At 75.1% G+C, this 17,052-nt stretch carries 13 protein-coding genes, 1 tRNA gene and 1 pseudogene; 8 read left to right on the top strand and 7 right to left on the bottom strand.

Annotation, left to right across the window (positions count from 1 at the left end):
• Positions 1-207: 207 nt before the first annotated feature.
• The 4 genes and pseudogenes from HUT16_RS39210 to HUT16_RS10540 form a co-directional block, all read left to right on the top strand.
• Positions 208-819, top strand: a pseudogene (locus HUT16_RS39210) (phosphoribosyltransferase domain-containing protein); the annotation flags it as partial.
• Positions 820-976: 157 nt separating this feature from the next.
• The gene (locus HUT16_RS39205) at positions 977-1,531 is read left to right on the top strand and encodes a TRSP domain-containing protein (RefSeq protein ID WP_368662738.1); all 555 of its coding nucleotides are present in this window, start codon (positions 977-979) and stop codon (positions 1,529-1,531) included.
• Positions 1,532-1,557: 26 nt separating this feature from the next.
• Positions 1,558-2,715, top strand: a complete 1,158-nt coding sequence (locus HUT16_RS39200) for a cysteine protease StiP family protein (protein WP_303392136.1) — start codon at positions 1,558-1,560, stop codon at positions 2,713-2,715.
• A 31-nt stretch (positions 2,716-2,746) separates the two neighbouring features.
• A complete protein-coding gene (locus HUT16_RS10540) occupies positions 2,747-3,565 on the top strand; it encodes an HAD family hydrolase (RefSeq protein WP_176187683.1) in 819 nt (272 codons plus the stop codon).
• 200 nt (positions 3,566-3,765) lie between these two features.
• Here the strand turns inward: HUT16_RS10540 and HUT16_RS10535 are convergent, their stop codons facing one another.
• Together HUT16_RS10535 and HUT16_RS10530 are read right to left on the bottom strand one after the other, a co-directional pair.
• On the bottom strand, positions 3,766-3,981 hold the full coding sequence (locus tag HUT16_RS10535; RefSeq protein WP_176187681.1) for a zinc ribbon domain-containing protein: 216 nt from the start codon (positions 3,979-3,981) through the stop codon (positions 3,766-3,768).
• A gap of 26 nt (positions 3,982-4,007) precedes the next feature.
• The gene (locus HUT16_RS10530; RefSeq protein ID WP_176187679.1) at positions 4,008-5,255 is read right to left on the bottom strand and encodes a hypothetical protein; all 1,248 of its coding nucleotides are present in this window, start codon (positions 5,253-5,255) and stop codon (positions 4,008-4,010) included.
• 176 nt (positions 5,256-5,431) lie between these two features.
• Here HUT16_RS10530 and HUT16_RS10525 point away from each other — a divergent pair.
• Positions 5,432-5,503, top strand: a tRNA-Val gene (locus HUT16_RS10525).
• A 496-nt stretch (positions 5,504-5,999) separates the two neighbouring features.
• Here the strand turns inward: HUT16_RS10525 and HUT16_RS10520 are convergent.
• The 4 genes from HUT16_RS10520 to HUT16_RS39705 form a co-directional block, all read right to left on the bottom strand.
• Positions 6,000-8,174, bottom strand: a complete 2,175-nt coding sequence (locus HUT16_RS10520; RefSeq protein ID WP_176187677.1) for a tetratricopeptide repeat protein — start codon at positions 8,172-8,174, stop codon at positions 6,000-6,002.
• Positions 8,174-9,259 (bottom strand): glycosyltransferase, encoded by a 1,086-nt coding sequence (locus tag HUT16_RS10515; protein ID WP_176192601.1) that lies wholly within the window; start codon positions 9,257-9,259, stop codon positions 8,174-8,176. Before HUT16_RS10515 ends, HUT16_RS10520 begins: the two co-directional genes overlap by 1 nt.
• A gap of 80 nt (positions 9,260-9,339) precedes the next feature.
• Positions 9,340-9,597 (bottom strand): hypothetical protein, encoded by a 258-nt coding sequence (locus HUT16_RS37370; RefSeq protein WP_217712211.1) that lies wholly within the window; start codon positions 9,595-9,597, stop codon positions 9,340-9,342.
• A gap of 1,670 nt (positions 9,598-11,267) precedes the next feature.
• Positions 11,268-12,092 (bottom strand): SH3 domain-containing protein, encoded by an 825-nt coding sequence (locus HUT16_RS39705; protein WP_368662737.1) that lies wholly within the window; start codon positions 12,090-12,092, stop codon positions 11,268-11,270.
• A gap of 718 nt (positions 12,093-12,810) precedes the next feature.
• Between HUT16_RS39705 and HUT16_RS10505 the strand changes: the two genes are divergently transcribed.
• Positions 12,811-13,380, top strand: a complete 570-nt coding sequence (locus tag HUT16_RS10505) for a flavoprotein (protein ID WP_176187675.1) — start codon at positions 12,811-12,813, stop codon at positions 13,378-13,380.
• Entirely contained in the window at positions 13,377-13,757 is a 381-nt protein-coding gene (locus HUT16_RS10500; protein WP_176187673.1) for a DUF6193 family natural product biosynthesis protein, read from the top strand. Before HUT16_RS10505 ends, HUT16_RS10500 begins: the two co-directional genes overlap by 4 nt.
• A gap of 20 nt (positions 13,758-13,777) precedes the next feature.
• Here the strand turns inward: HUT16_RS10500 and HUT16_RS10495 are convergent, their stop codons facing one another.
• Positions 13,778-15,124 (bottom strand): acyltransferase, encoded by a 1,347-nt coding sequence (locus HUT16_RS10495; RefSeq protein WP_176187671.1) that lies wholly within the window; start codon positions 15,122-15,124, stop codon positions 13,778-13,780.
• Positions 15,125-15,440: 316 nt separating this feature from the next.
• Here HUT16_RS10495 and HUT16_RS10490 point away from each other — a divergent pair, with 316 nt between their 5' ends.
• Positions 15,441-17,000, top strand: coding sequence for an APC family permease (locus HUT16_RS10490; protein WP_176187669.1), 1,560 nt, complete (start codon positions 15,441-15,443; stop codon positions 16,998-17,000).
• Positions 17,001-17,052 lie beyond the last annotated feature (52 nt).

Raw genomic sequence — 17,052 nt, 5'->3', positions numbered from 1 at the left:
CGCCCGTCCTGGCCGGTCGGGTGATCCGGGGGGCTCGGCGCGCCCCGTAGGCTCGAACCCGAACCGCACACCCGTGCGCTCGCGTCCGTCCCAGTGGCACCACCAGCATCGCCAGCGCCAACAGCACCACCAGCATCGCCAGCGCCACCGGCACCGTGCGTGCCGTCCCCACCGCCCGTACCGAAGTGCTCGTCGAGAGGAGCCCCGATGACCGCCGACACCACCGCCCCCGGGACCGTCGGGGCCGACCCCTGGACGGGCCAGTGGGTCACCGACCGGCTCGGCCTGCGCCTCACCGGCGGGCCCGAACTGACCGGGCTGATCGGCCTCGCCCTGCGGGTCAACCCCAAGCGCGCCCACCTGCTGGTCTCCCAGGTGCTGGGCAAGCACGTCCCGCAGCGGCCCGCCACCGTGCACGGCGCCGGGCTCGACCTCGGCCGCCGGGTCGCCGAGCTGCTCGGCCCCGGGGACGCCGCGCGCGCCGTCGTGCTCGGCTACGCCGAGACCGCCACCGCCCTCGGCCACAGCGTCGCCGACGGGCTCGACGCCCCCTACCTGCACTCCACCCGGCGGCCCGTCCCCGGCGTCGCCCCGCTCGGCGGCTTCGAGGAGGAGCACTCGCACGCCACCAGCCACCTGCTGCTCCCCGAGGACCCGCTGCTGCTGGCCGGCGACGGCCCACTGGTGCTGGTCGACGACGAGTTCTCCACCGGCACCACCGTGATCAACACCATCCGCGCCCTGCACGCCGCCCACCCGCGCGAGCGGTACGTCGCCGTCGCCCTGGTCGACCTGCGCACCCCGGCCGACCGCGAACGCCTGCACGCCGCGGCCGCCGAGCTCGGCGCCCGCCTCGACCTGGTCGCCACCGCCGCCGGCGGCGTCGACCTGCCCGAGGGCGTGCTGGAGCGGGCCCGGGAGCTGATCGAGGCCGCCCCGCCCGCAGCCCCGCCGGGCCGCCCGGCGCCCTGGCCGGATCGACCTGCCCTGGCCCGCCGGCCTGCCCGACGGCGGTCGGCACGGCTTCACCCCCGCCCACCGCCGCCGGCTCGACGCCGCGCTGCCCGCCCTCGGCACCGCCCTCGCCGACGCCGTCGGCCCCCGCCCCGGCCGGGTGCTGGTGCTCGGCTGCGAAGAGCTGATGTACGCCCCGCTCCGGCTCGCCGAGGCCCTGCAGCGGGCCCGGCCCGACACCGAGGTGCGCTTCTCCACCACCACCCGCTCCCCGGTGTTCGCCCTCGACGACCCCGGCTACGCCATCCGCACCCGGCTCGCCTTCACCGCCCACGACGACCCGGCCGACCGCTCCACCGAGCGCTACGCCTACAACGTCGCCCCCGGCGCCGACCCCGCCCGCCGCTTCGACACGGTCGTCCTGGTCGTCGACGACCCCGCCGACACCCCCGCCCTGCACCACGGCCCCGACGCCCTGCTGCCCGCCCTGCGCACCGCCACCGACCGGGTGGTGCTCGCCGTTCTCCCGTCGTACCGCCCCGCGCCACCCGCCCGACGCTCCGCTGCCCGAGCATGACCCCGTACCCGTCGAAGGCACCCAGCATGACCGCACACACCGCCCCGCCCACCGCCCGCCCGCTGCACGGGCCGGCCTTCTCCAGCTACCCGGCCGCCGACGTCACCTGGCTGCTCAAGGACCTCTCCGACGTCCACCTCGAAGCGCCCACCGAGGAGCGCGAGGAGGCCGTGCAGTCCGGCGGCGCCCACTACGCCGAGTCGCTGCCGGTCGAGTACCAGCCCAGCGCCGCCTACCAGCAGCTCTTCCACACCGCCCTCGACGCCTCCGCGACCCGCCTGGCCACCGCCGTCGGCGTCGTCGCCGAGACGCTGCTGCGCGAACGCGGCCCGGGCCTGGTGCTCGCCTCGCTCGCCCGGGCCGGCACCCCGGTCGGCGTGCTGATCCGCCGCTGGCTCGCCCACGCCCACGGCCTCGACGTGCCGCACTACACCGTCTCCATCGTCCGCGGCCGCGGCATCGACCAGGTCGCCCTGCGCCACCTCGCCGCCCACCACCGCGCCGCCGACGTGGTCTTCGTCGACGGCTGGACGGGCAAGGGCGCCATCACCCGCGAACTCGAACAGGCCCTGGCCGGCACCGGCTTCGACCCCGAGCTCGCCGTCCTCGCCGACCCCGGCGGCTGCGTGCGCACCTACGGCACCCGGGACGACTTCCTGATCCCCTCCGCCTGCCTCAACTCCACCGTCTCCGGCCTGGTCTCCCGCACCGTGCTGCGCGCCGACCTGACCGGACCGGACGAGTTCCACGGCGCCAAGTTCTACCGCGAACTGGCCGGCGCCGACGTCTCCCGCCAGTTCGTCGACACCGTCGCCGCCGCGTTCCCCGCCGTCGCCGGGGCCGTCGCCGCCGAGACCGCCCGGCTCGCCGCCACCGACCGCACCCCCACCTGGGAGGGCTGGGCCGCCGTCGAGCGGATCAGCGCCGAGTACGGCATCGACAGCGTCAACCTGGTCAAGCCCGGCGTCGGCGAGACCACCCGGGTCCTGCTGCGCCGCGTCCCCTGGCGCATCCTGGCCCGCCGCGGCGCCGGGGTCGACCTCGACCACGTCCGGCTGCTGGCCGAGCAGCGCGGCGTCCCGGTCGAGGAGACCGACGACCTGCCGTACACCTGCGTCGGCCTGATCCACCCGCGCTACACCCGCGGCGCCATCGGCGCGGACGGCACCGCCGTCCACACCTGACCCCCGCCCCCGAACGAAGGAGACCCCGCCCGTGCCGCAGTTCCTGGTCGCCAGCGACCTCGACCGCACCCTCGTCTACTCCAACCGCGCCCTCGCCCTGGCCGTGCCCGACCGGCTCGCCCCACGGCTGCTCGCGGTGGAGGTGCACGACGGCAAGGCGCTCTCCTTCATGACCGAGCAGGCCGCCGCCATGCTCGCCGAGATCGCGGCCCTCGCCCCGGTCGTCCCGATCACCACCCGCACCCGCGCCCAGTACGAGCGGATCCACCTCCCCGGCCCCACCGCGGACTGGATCCCCCCGTACGCGGTCTGCTCCAACGGCGGCCACCTGCTGGTCGACGGCGTTCCCGACCAGGACTGGCAGCGCGAGGTCCGCACCCGCCTCGACGAGCGCAGCGCCCCGCTCGCCCAGGTCGTCGAACACCTCGCCCTGGCCGCCGACCCGGAGTGGACCCACAAGCGGCGGGTCGCCGACGAGCTGTTCGCCTACCTGGTGGTCGAGCGCGCCGAACTGCCGCCCGGCTGGATCGACGAACTCACCGCCTGGTGCGCCGAGCGCGGCTGGACGGTCTCGCTCCAGGGCCGCAAGGTCTACGCCGTCCCCGCCCCGCTCTCCAAGAGCGCTGCCCTGGAGGAGGTGCGGCGGCGCACCGGCGCCGGGACGGTCCTGGCCGCGGGCGACTCCCTGCTGGACGCCGAACTCCTGCTCGCCGCGGACCTCGCCTGGCGGCCGGGCCACGGCGAACTCGCCGAGACCGGCTGGACGGCGGAGGGCGTCACCGCGCTCACCGAGATCGGCGTCCACGCGGGGGAGGAGATCCTCCGGCAGGTGCTCAAGCACGTCAGCTGAGTCGGGCCCGCCGCGCCCCGCCCCGCCCCGTTGGGGGCGCCTTCCAGGGGCCCGGGGAACGGCGGGGCCGTGGCCGCGCGGGGTTCAACCGCCGGTGCGTGCCGCCGGTGCGTGCCGCCGCTTCCGGCCGCCGCTTCCGGCGGCCGTTTCGTGCAGCCGCTTTGCGCGGCCGTTCCCCGCGCCGCCGAGGGCTCGTCCCGTCAGCCGCAGCAGCCCCCGCCGCAGCAGCCGCCCCCGCCACCGCCGCCGGGGGCCGGCGCGGACGCCTTGGCACCGGTGACGGCGACGGTGGAGAGCAGCTTGACGGTGTCGGGGTGGCCGTCGGGGCAGGTGGCGGGGTCGTTCGCCCGCGCCATCGGCCGGTTGAGTTCGAAGGTGGTGCCGCAGGAGCGGCAGCGGAAGTCGTAGCGAGGCATACCGAGCAGGGTACCGAGGGGTCGGCTCAGTGGCCGCGGATCATCGAGACCACTTCGGCCGCGGTCTCCCGGACGGCGGCCAGCTCGGTCAGGAAGCGCCAGTAGTCGGGGTGCCGGCCGGACTCCTCCAGTGCGGCCACGGCCCGGTCCAGGCGCCCCACCGCGGCGTCCAGCGGCCCGGCGTGCCGCGGGTCGGGGGCCTGCCGACCGGCCATCGCCAGGCGCTGGGCGTCGCGGAGCGCGAACCTGGCCCGCTCGATCTCCCGGTTCGGGTCGTGCTGGACTTCGTTGAGCTGCTGCAGCCGGTCGTTGACCGCGGTGACCGAGCCGCCCGCGGTGTCCAGCAGGGCGCGCACGGTGCCGATCGCCGCCGTCGCGTCCGCCCAGCGCTGCTCGTCCCGGGCCCGGACGGCCTCGGTCAGCCTGGCGCGGGCGGTGCGGACGGCGTCGGCGGTCTGCGCGGGCACCTGCTGGAGGTCCTGCCAGCAGGCCGTCGAGAAGCGCCGGCGCAGCTCGCTGAGCGCCGGGTCGACGGTGTGGGCCCGGTTCTCCAGCGCGTCGATGCGGGTGCGCAGCGAGGCCACCCGGCGGTCGATCTCCGTGGCCCGCTCCGGGAGCTGCACGGCCTCGGCCCGGACTTCCTCGGCCCGCCGGGCGACGTCCTCGGCGCGCTGCAGGGTGGCGGGGACGCCGTGCTGGGAGACGCCCTGGTTCAGCCTGGTCAGCTCGGGCGCGAGCTCGGCCAGCCGGGTCGCCAGGTCGTCCGCGCGCAGGCCGGCGCCGCGGGCCTGCTCCAGGGCGGTGGTCGCGGCGAGCAGCGCCTGCTTGGCCCGTTCGACGGCGGGGGTGACCCGGATCAGCTGGGCCTCGGCGTGGTCGAGGATCGGCTGCAGGCGGCTGACGAAGGTGCCCAGTTCGGTGCGCTTGGCGTCCAGTTCGCGCTTGGCCTGGTCGAGTTGCTGCCGGGCCCGGGACACCGCCCCCGGGTCGGCCTCGGCGGACTCCAGGTCGACCGAGTCCAGCGCGCCCAGGTAGGCGACGGTGACCTGGTCGATCCGGGCGGTCAGGTCGGCGAACTCCTGCTCCACCCGGCGGGCGGTGGCGGGCTCGCCCGCGGACTTCACGGTCTCCACCGCGAGCAGCGCGTCCCGCTGGGCCGAGTCCAGCTCGTAGAACGACTCCTGGGCGGCCTCCCGGGCCGCCCTGGCATCCGCGCGGGCACCGTCCCGGCGGCCGCCGCCCCACCAGCCGCCCCGACCACCGCCACTGCTCACCGCGCGCTCCCTGCTCCGTATCCGTCCCGCCGCTCTTCCCCGCCATTCTTGCCGATCACCCGCCCCGCCCGGCACCCCCGTCCCGGCACCCCGGGAGAGGGGGCGGCGAAGCACCCCCCGGACCAGGTAGTCTGTCCACTCGTCGTGTGACCGGCCGCGCCGGTCCACTTCGGCCAGGGCGCATAGCTCAGCGGTAGAGCGCCGCCCTTACAAGGCGGATGTCGGCGGTTCGAAACCGTCTGCGCCCACAGTGAAGACGCAGGTCAGAGGCCCTTTCGCCCTTCGGGGGAAGGGGCCTTCGGCGTTGCGGCACGCAGGTGGCACGCAGCAGTGACCCGAAACTCCCCGGGGCGGATGTCGGCGGCTCGAAACCGCCGGTGACCACCTGGAAGCCGCAGCTCGGCGGCCCTTCGGCCGAGTCGGCTCTCGGGCTTCAGCGTGCATCTGGCACGCCCGGCCGAACGTCGAGCCCACCGCGCCAGGCTCCGGTGGCACGGAAGATGACGCGGCCGGGCCGGAGCCCCGGGTCGTGCCGTGGTGGCGGCTCTGGTCGCGTTCACCCCCCGTTCGGCACCGTCCGTGAGCCGCCGACCGTGCCGCTCCTGCGTAGGACCACTCCTCCGCAGGTCAGGGTGCCTGCGGCCTCCTTGCGCATGCGCTCGCACGCCTGTCGGGCGCGGGCGCCGCGCAGCGGTGGGACCCGCGGATTCCTCGATCCGCGGGTCCCGGGGTGGCAGCGCCGGATCAGTGGCCGGTCTGCGACTGCACCGTTTCCGGAGCGCCCTGGGCCGCCTGGTCCGGGGCCGCCTGGCCCAGGCCGGGGTCGATCTGCCGGGCCTGGGCGTAGTACTGCGCCGCTGCGGCGCGGTCGGTCGGCTCGGCCAGCGTGCCCAGGTTGTAGAGCGCCCTCGCCATCTTCGGGTCGAGGCGCAGGGCCTCGCGGTACTCGGCCGAGGCTTCGTCCGCCCGGCCCGCCGCCTGGTGGACCGTGCCCAGGTCGTAGTGCGGGAAGGGGTCGGCGGGGTCGATCCCGGCGGCGGTCCGGTAGGCCGCCGCCGCCAGGTCGGCGTCGTGCCCGCGCTGGGCGGCCATGCCGAGGTACACCAGCCGCTCGGCCGCGACGTGGGCGGGCAGGTCCTTCAACGCGTCACGCGCTCCCGCGAGTTGGTCCGGCTGCGCGACGTGGAAGTAGAGGAAGGCCCCCGGGGAGTCGTCGATCAGGACGTAGTGCGATTCGAAGTAGTCCGTCACCTCGGGAGTCCAGGGGACGAACGTGCTCCGCTCGGCGACCTGGAGCAGGTAGTCGGCCTGCCGCATGCTCTCCAGCCAGACCCGGGAGATCGCCTCCGGGGGATTGGCGCCGGACTGCGCGGGCCCGTGGGCCAGGTCGTCGGCCAGCCAGCTGCCGAACGGGTCCACCAGGACCGGGCAGGCCGGGCCGGCGCCGAAGCGGTCCGCCGTGATGAGCCGGGCCGGGTCGTCGGACAGCACGCAGGAGCCGGGCTTGACGGCCGCCGCCAGGCGCGGGCCCGGGTCCGTCGCGCCGCCGAGGTAGCCGCGCACCGAGGAGCAGACCTGAGGGACCATCAGGACCGTCAGGATCGCCAGGGCCGCCATGCCGCCGCCGCGCACCAGCTCGCTGTCGATGCGCCGGACGGTCCGCCCGATCAGTGCGGCGACGAGCAGGCCCAGGAACACCCCCGGCGAGTACCCGTAGTGCGCGTAGAAGGAGGAGGAGAGGCAGACCGCTGTCACCGTGAGGGCGGCCGAAGCGAGCAGGAACCAGTCCTGGGCGGTGTTGCGCCCCGCGCGGTGGACGGCCCCGGCCGCCAGGGCCACGGCGAGCAGCAGGCCGACCGCGACACCGGTCGAGACGTGCAGGCCCGAGGGGCCGCCGCCGAGCCCGACGACGAAGCGCAACCGCTCTCCCACCGGGGTGCCCGGAGAGTCGCGCACCAGCTGGGTGGCGATCACGTCGTGGACCAGCCGGCCCGGCGCGAGCAGCAGGAACGGCAGCAGCGGGACGGCGGCGCCGACCAGCAGGGCCGCTCCGATCCGGCGCTCCGGCCGGTCGCCGTGCCGCCGGCCCCGGCCCACCCGTACGGCGAACAGCAGGGCCACGGCGGGCAGCAGCGCCCACAGCTTGATCGTGCAGGCGACTCCGAGGGCGAAACCGGCCAACCGCAGCCGCCGCGGGGACCGGGTGGGCGTGCCGTCGGACTCGAAGGCGGCCAGCGCCCCGATCAGGCAGCACAGGGTCGTCCAGGGCTCCGGCGTCAGGCTCTGGCCGGCGAGGTAGGTGAGGGGGAAGCAGGCGAGGAGCAGGCCGGTGACGATCATCGCGGTCCGGCCCCGGGAGCGGGCGAGCAGCGTGCCGCCCGCCACCACGCCGACCGAGGCGAGCGCGGTCAGCAGGCGGGCGATCACCAGCGCCACCGGCTGGCCCACGACGGTGCCGAGCGCGGCGACGGGCGCCATCAGCAGCGGCAGGCCCGGCGGATGCAGGAAGGTGAAGTCCCGGTACGGCAACACGCCGTGGACCAGCCGGAGCGAGGCGGCGAGGAGCACGCCGTCGTCGTAACCGTGTGCGCCGGTCAGGGCCTTGGGCAGGCTGAACATGTAGACGTACAGCGCGGCCGAGAGCGCCGCCGCACCGCCCGTGACGGTGAGGGCGGTGCGCGGGCTGACGGCGGCGGTCGGCCGGGCGTACTCGGCCGGTCCGCCCGGCTCTCCCGGTTCGCCCAGTTCTCCCGGCCCACCCGGTTCTCCCGGCTCACCGTGCACGGCGGATGCCGTGGAGTCCGGGGCCTTCCGGGAGGCGGGCGGCACGTCGGTCGGCTCGGCCTCCGGGGAGTCCGTCTGCGGCGGAAGCAGCGCGCTGAGTGCCTCGTTCAGCCGCAGGTTCAGGTTCAGGTTCACTACACCCTCTCTCGGACGCGGGCCGGGACCCGGGCGGGAATCCCGAGCCGGGCGAGCGCGAACTCACGGTTCTTCACGGTCTGCTCCCGGTACCGGTCGGGCAGGCCGTCGTCACTGAGCAGTCGGTCGCAGGCGCCGAGCGACGCCCGGAAGTCTCCGGTCCAGTACGCGGTGATGGAGTACTCGAACAGCAGCCCCCACCGGTACACCCAGGGCCAGACGAAGAGCACGTCCTCGGCCGGGGGCCGGGGGAAGGCCAGGGCGGTGGCGGCGAACGCGTGCGCGGCGTGGTGGCGGCCCGCGACGCGCAGGCGGGAGGCCAGCTCGTAACACGCCTCCAGCCGGCCCGGCCGGGCCTGCCAGGCCCGGGTCAGGGCGTCGATCCCACCGGCCAGGTCGCCGTCCTCGGCGCGCAGGACGCCGGCCTGGAGCAGCGAGAAGTAGACCTCCTCCGCCCAGCCGCCCATCTCGGCGCGCCGTTCGTAGAGCCGGACGGCGCGCTCCGTGTCGCCCAGGTCGCGGCAGGTCTGCGCCAGGTAGAAGACAGTCCGGGCGTCCTCCGGGTTCCGCTCGAACGCGGCGGTGAGCAAGCGCTCGTCGCGCTCGAACTTGTCGGCCCGCGAGCCGCCGTCCCCGAAGTGCTCGATGACCAGTGCGTCGAGGTTCGCCGACCGGTCGGCGCTGTCGCAGGTCAGGTACTCGTGCGTCACTCCCTCGTAGCGCCAGGGCAGGCCGTCGCGCACCAGGCGCTTGATCCAGTACTCGCTGTCGCCCGGGTGCCGGAGCCGGTACGAGTCGAGGGTGAGCGCAGGCAGGGCGGCGTCGGCCCGGACCACCATGTCGGCGTCGACGAGCAGCAGGTAGTCCGCCCGTCCGGCGGCCCGCCGGATGTTCTCCGTGCGGTTGTGGCCGAAGTCGCGCCACCCGGTCTCGTGCAGTTCACCGGGGACGTCCACGAGCAGGCGCCGGATCAGGTCCTGGGTGCCGTCGGTGGAACCGGTGTCGCTGATCACCCAGTAGTCGATCAGGTCGCGCACCGACTCCAGGCAGCGGGCCAGGACCCGGGCCTCGTTCTTGACGATCATGCAGAGGCAGATCGTCGGCCGGGCCCGGGCGGCGGGGACCGCGGAGGGCGGGCCGGGCGTCACAGCCACGGTGTCTCCCATCAGCTAGGCGCGATGCAACGGGTCTGCACCGTGACGTTGTGGCTCGAAGAGGTGGTGTTCGAGATGCTGTAACCGAAGCTGTTGGGGTTCCCGATGACGCTGACGACGACCATCCCGTTGATGCCGCCGGCGCTGCCGTCGTAGAGGATGCTGGCGCCGACGGCCACCGCCGGGGCGGTGCACTCGCCGCCGAGGATCGTGCTGAAGGTGCCCGGGCTGAGGGAGACCGTGCTGCCGTTCACGAACGAACCCGTCAAGTGCGACAGCCCGGACGCACCGGTGGGGCCGGTCGGACCGGTTGCGCCGGTCGCACCGGTGGGGCCGGTCGCACCTCTGGCGCCGGTCGGGCCGGTGACACCAGCGGCACCAGCGGCACCGGTCGGGCCGGTGGGGCCCGTTGCACCTACAGCGCCCGTCGCGCCGGTGGCGCCCGTTGCGCCCGTTGCACCTGCCGGGCCCTGAGCACCCGTTGCGCCGGTCGGGCCGGTCGGACCTTGGGCGCCGGTGGCTCCTCTGTCGCCGGTCGGTCCTTGAGCGCCAGCAGCACCCGCCGGACCCTGAGCACCAGCAACACCCGCCGGACCCTGAGCGCCTGTCGCGCCGGTTGCGCCTGTCGCGCCGGTTGAGCCCGTCGCGCCTGCCGGTCCCTGAGTGCCGGTGGGGCCCGTCGCGCCCGTTGCACCTGTTGCACCTGCCGCACCGTCAGCACCTGCAGGGCCCGTGGCACCCGTTGCGCCGGTCGGACCCTGAGTGCCCGTTGCACCTGCCGGGCCTTGAGTACCGGTTGCGCCCGTCGCGCCCGCCGGACCCTGAGCGCCGGTGGGACCCGCCGCGCCCGTTGCGCCTGTTGCACCTGCCGCACCAGCAGCGCCCGTCGGGCCGGTCGGGCCTTGGGCGCCGGTGGCTCCTGTGTCTCCGGTCGGTCCTTGAGCGCCCGTCGGGCCCGCCGATCCCTGTGCGCCGGGTGCGCCCGTTGCACCGGTTGGACCTTGAGTGCCCGTTGCGCCTGTTGCACCATCAGCACCTGCCGCGCCCGTCGCCCCGGTGGGACCGGTCGCGCCGGCGGAGCCTTGAGCGCCCGTTGCGCCCGTTGCGCCCGTTGCGCCCGTTGCGCCGGTCGGGCCTTGAGCGCCGGTGGGGCCCGTCGCGCCGGTAGCGCCCGTTGCACCTGTTGCACCTGTTGCGCCATCAGCGCCCGCGGTACCCGTTGCGCCGGTCGGGCCGGTGGCTCCTGTGTCTCCGGTCGGGCCTTGAGCACCAGCAGCACCCGCCGGACCCTGAGCGCCGGTTGCGCCCGTCGCACCTGCCGGTCCCTGAGTGCCGGTGGGACCCGTCGCGCCGGTAGCGCCCGTTGCGCCTGCCGCACCATCAGCACCTGCCGCGCCCGTGGCACCCGTTGCGCCGGTCGCGCCTTGAGCGCCCGTCGCACCTACCGGACCTTGAGCACCCGTCGGGCCCGCCGGTCCCTGAGCGCCGGTAGCACCTGTTGCACCATCGGCACCTGTAGCGCCCGTCGGGCCGGTGGGACCCGTCGCGCCAGTGCTGCCGGTCAGGCCTTGAGCACCTGTTGCACCATCAGCGCCGGTCGGGCCCTGAGCGCCGGTCGCGCCGGTGGCGCCCGTTGCACCGGTTGGACCTTGAGCGCCCGTCGGGCCCGCCGGTCCCTGAGGGCCGGTAGCTCCTGTGTCGCCGGCCGGGCCTTGAGCGCCGGTGGGCCCCGTCGCACCGGTCGGTCCCTGAGCGCCTGTTGGACCATCGGTACCTGTAGCGCCCGTCGCGCCGGTGCTGCCGGTCGGTCCCTGAGCGCCTGTTGGACCATCGGCACCTGCAGCGCCTGTCGGGCCGGTGGCACCTGTCGCGCCGGTCGGTCCTTGAGAGCCGGTAGCACCGGTAGCGCCGGTGGGACCCGTCGCGCCAGTGCTGCCGGTCAGGCCCTGAGCGCCCGTTGCACCTGTTGCACCTGTTGCACCATCAGCGCCCGCAGGTCCCTGAGCGCCGGTAGCACCATCGGCACCTGCGGCGCCGGTCGCGCCCGTTGCACCCGTTGCACCGGTCGGGCCTTGAGGGCCGGTTGCGCCTGTTGCACCATCGGTACCGGCAGCGCCCGGCGCGCCGGTGGCGCCCGTTGCACCGCTTGGACCTTGAGCGCCCGTCGGGCCCGCCGGTCCCTGAGGGCCGGTAGCTCCTGTGTCGCCGGTCGGTCCCTGAGCGCCGGTGGCGCCCGCCGCGCCCGCCGCGCCCGCCGCGCCCGCCGCGCCCGCCGCGCCCGTGGCACCCGCCGCGCCCGTGGCACCCGTTGCGCCCGTGGCACCCGTTGNGCCGGTGGCGCCCGTCGCGCCCTCGGCCCTCGCGCACCGGTGGCGCCCTTTGCGCCGGCCGGGCCGACGGGCCCCTGAACGCTCGCCGGGCCGGTGGCGCCCGTCGCACCCGTCGCACCCGCCGGGCCGGTCGGGCCGGTTGGGCCGGGGCGGCCGTGGTGGCGGTCGTGGTGCGGGCCGGAATCGCACTTCGGGACCACTCCGTCGAGGCCGATGTACTTGGCGCTGACCCACCCGTCACGGCCGGCGAGTCGGTACCAGCTGTGGTTCCCGTAGACCTCTGCCCCGGCCGTCCAACAGGCCACGGCCACCTGGTCGTCGTTGTCGTACGAGCCGATGATCTCCGAATCCGTGGTCGGACGCGCGCGGATCCACTGACCGTTCGCGGCCTGCTCGGTTCCCCAGGTCGTGGCGCTCCAGGCGGGCCCGGCCATCAGCAGTGAGGCCACTCCGACGGCGGCGGTCCCCGCGATGACCTTCTCGGCAACCGGTCCCAGTGCTCTGCGGCCCCTCGACGCGGCCCTACGATTCTGCGGCACGGGTACCGACTCCTTCCAGGCCAACGGCGTCGACCGAAACGGCCGTCGAGTGCTGCCACCGCATGCGGACCAGACGCACGGATCTCCGACGGTAGGAGCGGGGACCGGGCGGCGACCGGCAGCGACCCTGCATCCGGGCTGTTAATTCACACCGCCGGCCGAGCGCCGGTCCGCCTGCGAACCCGAGGACTCCGTTGCTGCTGGTCGTGTGGACTCGCCAGGTCGGCTCTCGCCCGCCCGACCAGCAGGCTGGCGCGGCAGTTGGACGGTCGGCCGGGCGCGGGCATCGCACGGTCCGCTTCTCGGGCGGCCCGGGCCGTGCGAACGCGGCGGTCCGACGCCCCACACGTTCTGACGGGGCGTCAAATTTCCTGTCGGATGGTCTGGCGCCGCCCGTTCGTGGGCGCGGTGCGGTCGAGGCAGGCAACGGACCCGGCAGGCAACGGACTTGCCCGACGGGCGGCGGCGGGCCTTGATCGAGCCGCCGGACGCGGACGGGAAGACGCTCGGCAGGGACGGGGACCGGGCGTCGACGTGATGAGACGGGCCTGGTCGTCGACGAGGGCGGGGCGGGGCGTTGCGAGGCGGGGGGTGGAGCCGGTTGCATGGCGGGATGGCAGACGCGGGGGCCGGGCGGCCGGTGGTGTACCTGTTCGGGTCGGCGGCCGGGGTGGTGGCCGGGATCGACGGGGCGGTGCGGGCGGGGCTGGCCCGGGGGTGGGACGTGGCGGTGGGGCTGACGCCGGCGGCGCGGGAGTGGCTGGAGGGGCGGGTGCCGGAGCTGGAGGAGCTGACCGGGCACCCGGTGAAGTCGGCGTACCGGCGGCCGGGGCAGCCGGACGTGCTGCCGCCCGCCGACGCGGTGCTGTTCGCGCCGGCCACCTTCCACTCGGTCAACAGCCTGGCGCTGGGCCTGACTTCCTCCTGGGTGGTGGGCTACGCGGCGGAGGCGGTGGGCAAGGGCGTCCCGGTGCTGGTGATGCCCTGCGTGAACACCGCGCTGGCGGCCCACCCGCAGTTCCCGCGCAGCGTGGCCGCCCTGCGCGCGGCGGGCGTCCACGTCCTGCTCGGCGAGGGCGCCTTCGTGCCCAACGAGCCGGGCGCGGCGGCCCCGTACCCGTGGGACGCGGCCCTGGACGCGGTGGCCCGGGTGCTGGGCGCGGGGGAAGGGGAGGCGGGGTGAGCGGGCGGGCCCCGGCGGGGGCGGCGGAGTGTCGGCGGGCGTGGGAGGAACTGCGGGAGGCGTGGGGGCCGGGGCGGGAGCACGGGTGGGTCGGTGCGTCGCTGGGGGAGCTGATCGGGGCGGCGATGGACGAGCCGGTGCTGCGGCGGCTGTTCCCCCGCACGTCGATGAACGAGTTGCACGTGTCGAGGAGCGGCGACGTCCGGGAGTTCGGCCGGGAGGGCTTCCCCGGGGTGGCCGGGTGGCCGGGCGGCTACCAGGTGGTGGAGGGATCGGGGGAGCGGGTGGTGCTGCTGTCGACGCCCGATCCGGTGGAGGCGCCGGCGTGCTTCGTGCGGCTGGTGGAACGGCGGCCGGCGCGGCTGCGGGCGGGGTGAGCCCCGGCCCCGGGCGGGGCTCAGAGCAGCTTGCGCGGGGCGAGGGCCGGGCCGGGGTCGTCGGGGTGGCGGTGCGGGTGGAGGAGGGCGGTGGCGGCGCGGAGCCGGGCGGCGGTGCGGGTGGGGAGGACGAGGGTGTAGAGGTGGCCCTCGCCGCGCGGACCCTCGACCAGCCAGGAGGTCCAGGGGAGTTGCAGGGTGGCGGCGGGGCTGAAGGCGACGGGGCGGTGGCCGGCCAGCGGGAGGTCCTGGAGGCCGAGGCGGCACCAGCTGGAGACGGTCAGGGTGCGTCGGGCGGGGTCGAAGCCGGCCGGGACGCACTCGGCGACGCGGTCGCGGCCGACCCGGGCGAGGAAGCGCAGGTTGCTCCGGACGCTGAGGTGCTTCTCGGTGAACTCCTCGACGGCGGTGCGCAGTTCGGCGGCGTACCGGGCGGGTGCGGTGCCGGGCCGGTAGGGCAGGCGGATCTCGCCGAGCAGGTTGCCGAGGGTGGTGTCGGGCAGGCCGAGGACGCGGCGGAGGTTGACCGGCATGGTGAGGGTCTGCTCCTCGTCGCCGGCGCCGTCGACCTCGCGCAGGACGTGCAGCAGGTGGGCGCAGAGCGCGTCGTTGGCGGAGAGCGGGCGGCCGGCCCCGGCGCTGTACTCGGCGCGCAGGCGGGCGGTCTCGGCGGGGGAGAACCACGCCTGGACGGTGCGGTTGGCGAGGGCGGCGCCGGCGATGGCGCGGCGCAGTTCGGCGCTCTCGGCCGGGTCGGGCAGCCGCAGGGCGGGGGTGCCGCAGTCCTCGGCGGGCAGGTGGGCGTCGAGCTGGAGGTCCCGGTCGGGGGCGCGGTGGACCGCGGTCGGCGCGGTGTCCCCGGTGCCGGCCGACCAGGCGCGCATCAGCAGGGCGAAGGTCTGCATGTCGCCGACGGCGTGGTGCCAGGAGACGCCGAGCGCGCAGGTGCCGTCGGTGAGCCGGTTGAGCCGGACGGTGAGCAGCGGCAGCGGGTCGCGGCGGGCCTCGGCGGCGCGGACGTGGTCGACCAGGCCGCTCGCGGGCAGCACCATCCGGTCGAACGCCTCGGTGAGGGTGTGGGGGGCGTCGGCGACGGTGAAGGGGACGCCGGAGTCGTCGGTGTCGATCCACAGGTCGCCGGCCTCGTCGGTGCGCAGGCGCCCGGCGAACTCGGGCAGTTCGCGCAGGGCGCGGGCCAGCCCGGCGGCGAGGGCGTCGGGGTCGAGCGGGCGGTCGTGGAAGAAGACCACGGAGACGGGCAGGTCGGCGAGCAGCAGGTCGCCGACGGAGCAGCGGACCGGACCCGGGCCCGGGCGGCCGGCCCGGACGGTGCGGATCTCGGTGTCGGACGTCAGCGTGCCGGTCATCCCGGTTCCCTCCCTGAAGTGACGGGGGAACGATAGGGGCCCGCGGGCGGGGGACACCAGAGGTGTCCGAACGAACGGTTCCGGTCCGGACGGGTATGTGGTGTTTCTCATACCGATGCCCGAAAAGGCGGAAACGGGGTGCGGTGCGGTTTTCGTCCCCGGTCGAGCGGCGGCCCGGAGGGGTGAAACGAAGGTGATTGGCGGCAAAAGATCATGAAATCAACGGAAATAAACCCTATCACTCAGCTGAAGTGAAGGCGATCGACCGGCTTCCACCTCGGCTCGCTGCGGAAACAGTGGGAGCTACGGTTCCGGCATGGTTCAGCTCCACAACCGTCCGGACGGCGAAGCGGCCCCCGGCGTCCAAGCCCTGGGGGGCGTGCGCTCCAAGGGCCTCGGCAGCAACTCGGTGGGCCTGCTCGGCAACGCGGTGATCGGCGTGTCCACCGTGGCCCCGGTGTACTGCCTGACCACCACCCTGGGCACCACGGTGGCCGCCGTCGGCCTGCGGATGCCGGCCCTCTTCCTGGCCGGCTTCCTGCCGATGATGCTGGTGGCCTTCGCCTACCGGGAGCTGAACAGGGCGATCCCGGACAGCGGCACCTCGTTCACCTGGACGGTCAAGGCGTTCGGCCCCAAGGTCGGCTGGATGTGCGGCTGGGGCCTGGTGGTCGCCACCGTCATCGTGCTCTCCAACCTGGCGGGCGTCGCCACCGAGTACCTGTACCTGCTGCTCGGCGAGGTCACCCGCAGCGACTCGGTCGCCGCGCTCAACGACGACCGGCTGGTGCACGTGGCCACCTGCCTGGCGCTGATCGCCGCCGCGACCATGATCAGCTACCGCGGCATGACCGCCACCAAGGGCGTCCAGTACGCCCTGGTCGGGCTGCAGCTCGCCGTCCTCGCGCTGTTCGGCGCGATGGCGATCGCCAAGGCGGCGGGCCACGGCGCGGCCGGCTCGCTGCACTTCTCCTGGAGCTGGCTCGACCCGTTCCGGGCGAGCTCGTTCACCTCCTTCGTGGCGGGCCTGTCGCTCTCGCTGTTCATGTACTGGGGCTGGGACGCCTGCCTGAGCGCCAACGAGGAGACCGGTGGCAGCGAGAAGACCCCGGGCCGGGCCGCGGTGCTGGCGATGGCGGTGCTGGTCGGCTCCTACCTGTTCACCGCCGTCGCGGTGCAGATGTACGCGGGCGTCGGCACCACCGGCACCGGCCTGGGCAACCCGGAGACCTCCTCCAACGTGCTGGCCGTGCTGGCCGGCCCGGTGATGGGCACCGGCCTGGGCGTGCTGCTGTTCGTCGCGGTGCTGGCCTCCGCCTCGGCGAGCCTGCAGACCACCTTCATCCCGGTCAGCCGCACCGTGCTGGCGATGAGCGTGTACGAGGCGCTGCCCGCCTCCTTCGCCGCCGTCAACGAGCGCCACAAGACCCCCGGCCGGGCGATCGTCACCGCGGGCGTCGGCACCGGCGCGTTCTACACCGTGATGACGCTGGTCAGCTCGCACGTGCTGGCCGACACCATCGCCGCGCTGACGCTGATGATCTGCTTCTACTACTCGCTGACCGCGTTCGCCTGCGCCTGGTACTTCCGGCGCGACGTCCGCGGCTCCGTCCGCGACGCGCTGCTCAAGTGCGTCTTCCCGCTGATCGGCGGGCTCACCCTGGCCGGGATCTTCGGCAAGTCGCTGGTCGACATGGCCGACCCCTCCTACGGCAGCGGCAGTTCGGTGTTCGGCGTCGGTTCGGTGTTCGTGGTCGGCGCCGGGCTGCTGGCCCTGGGCCTGGTGGTGATGGCCGTGATGACGCGCCGCAGCCCGGCGTTCTTCCGCGGCGAGGTGCTCACCCGGGACACCCCCGCCCTGGTCGTCCCCGACTGAGCAGGGGAGCGCGCGGAGGGCCCCGAACCGCACGGTTCGGGGCCCTCCGGCG

Origin of the sequence: Kitasatospora sp. NA04385, assembly GCF_013364235.1 — a bacterium.
Taxonomy (GTDB): Bacteria; Actinomycetota; Actinomycetes; order Streptomycetales; family Streptomycetaceae; genus Kitasatospora.
This window is presented reverse-complemented; position numbering and strand designations above follow the sequence as displayed.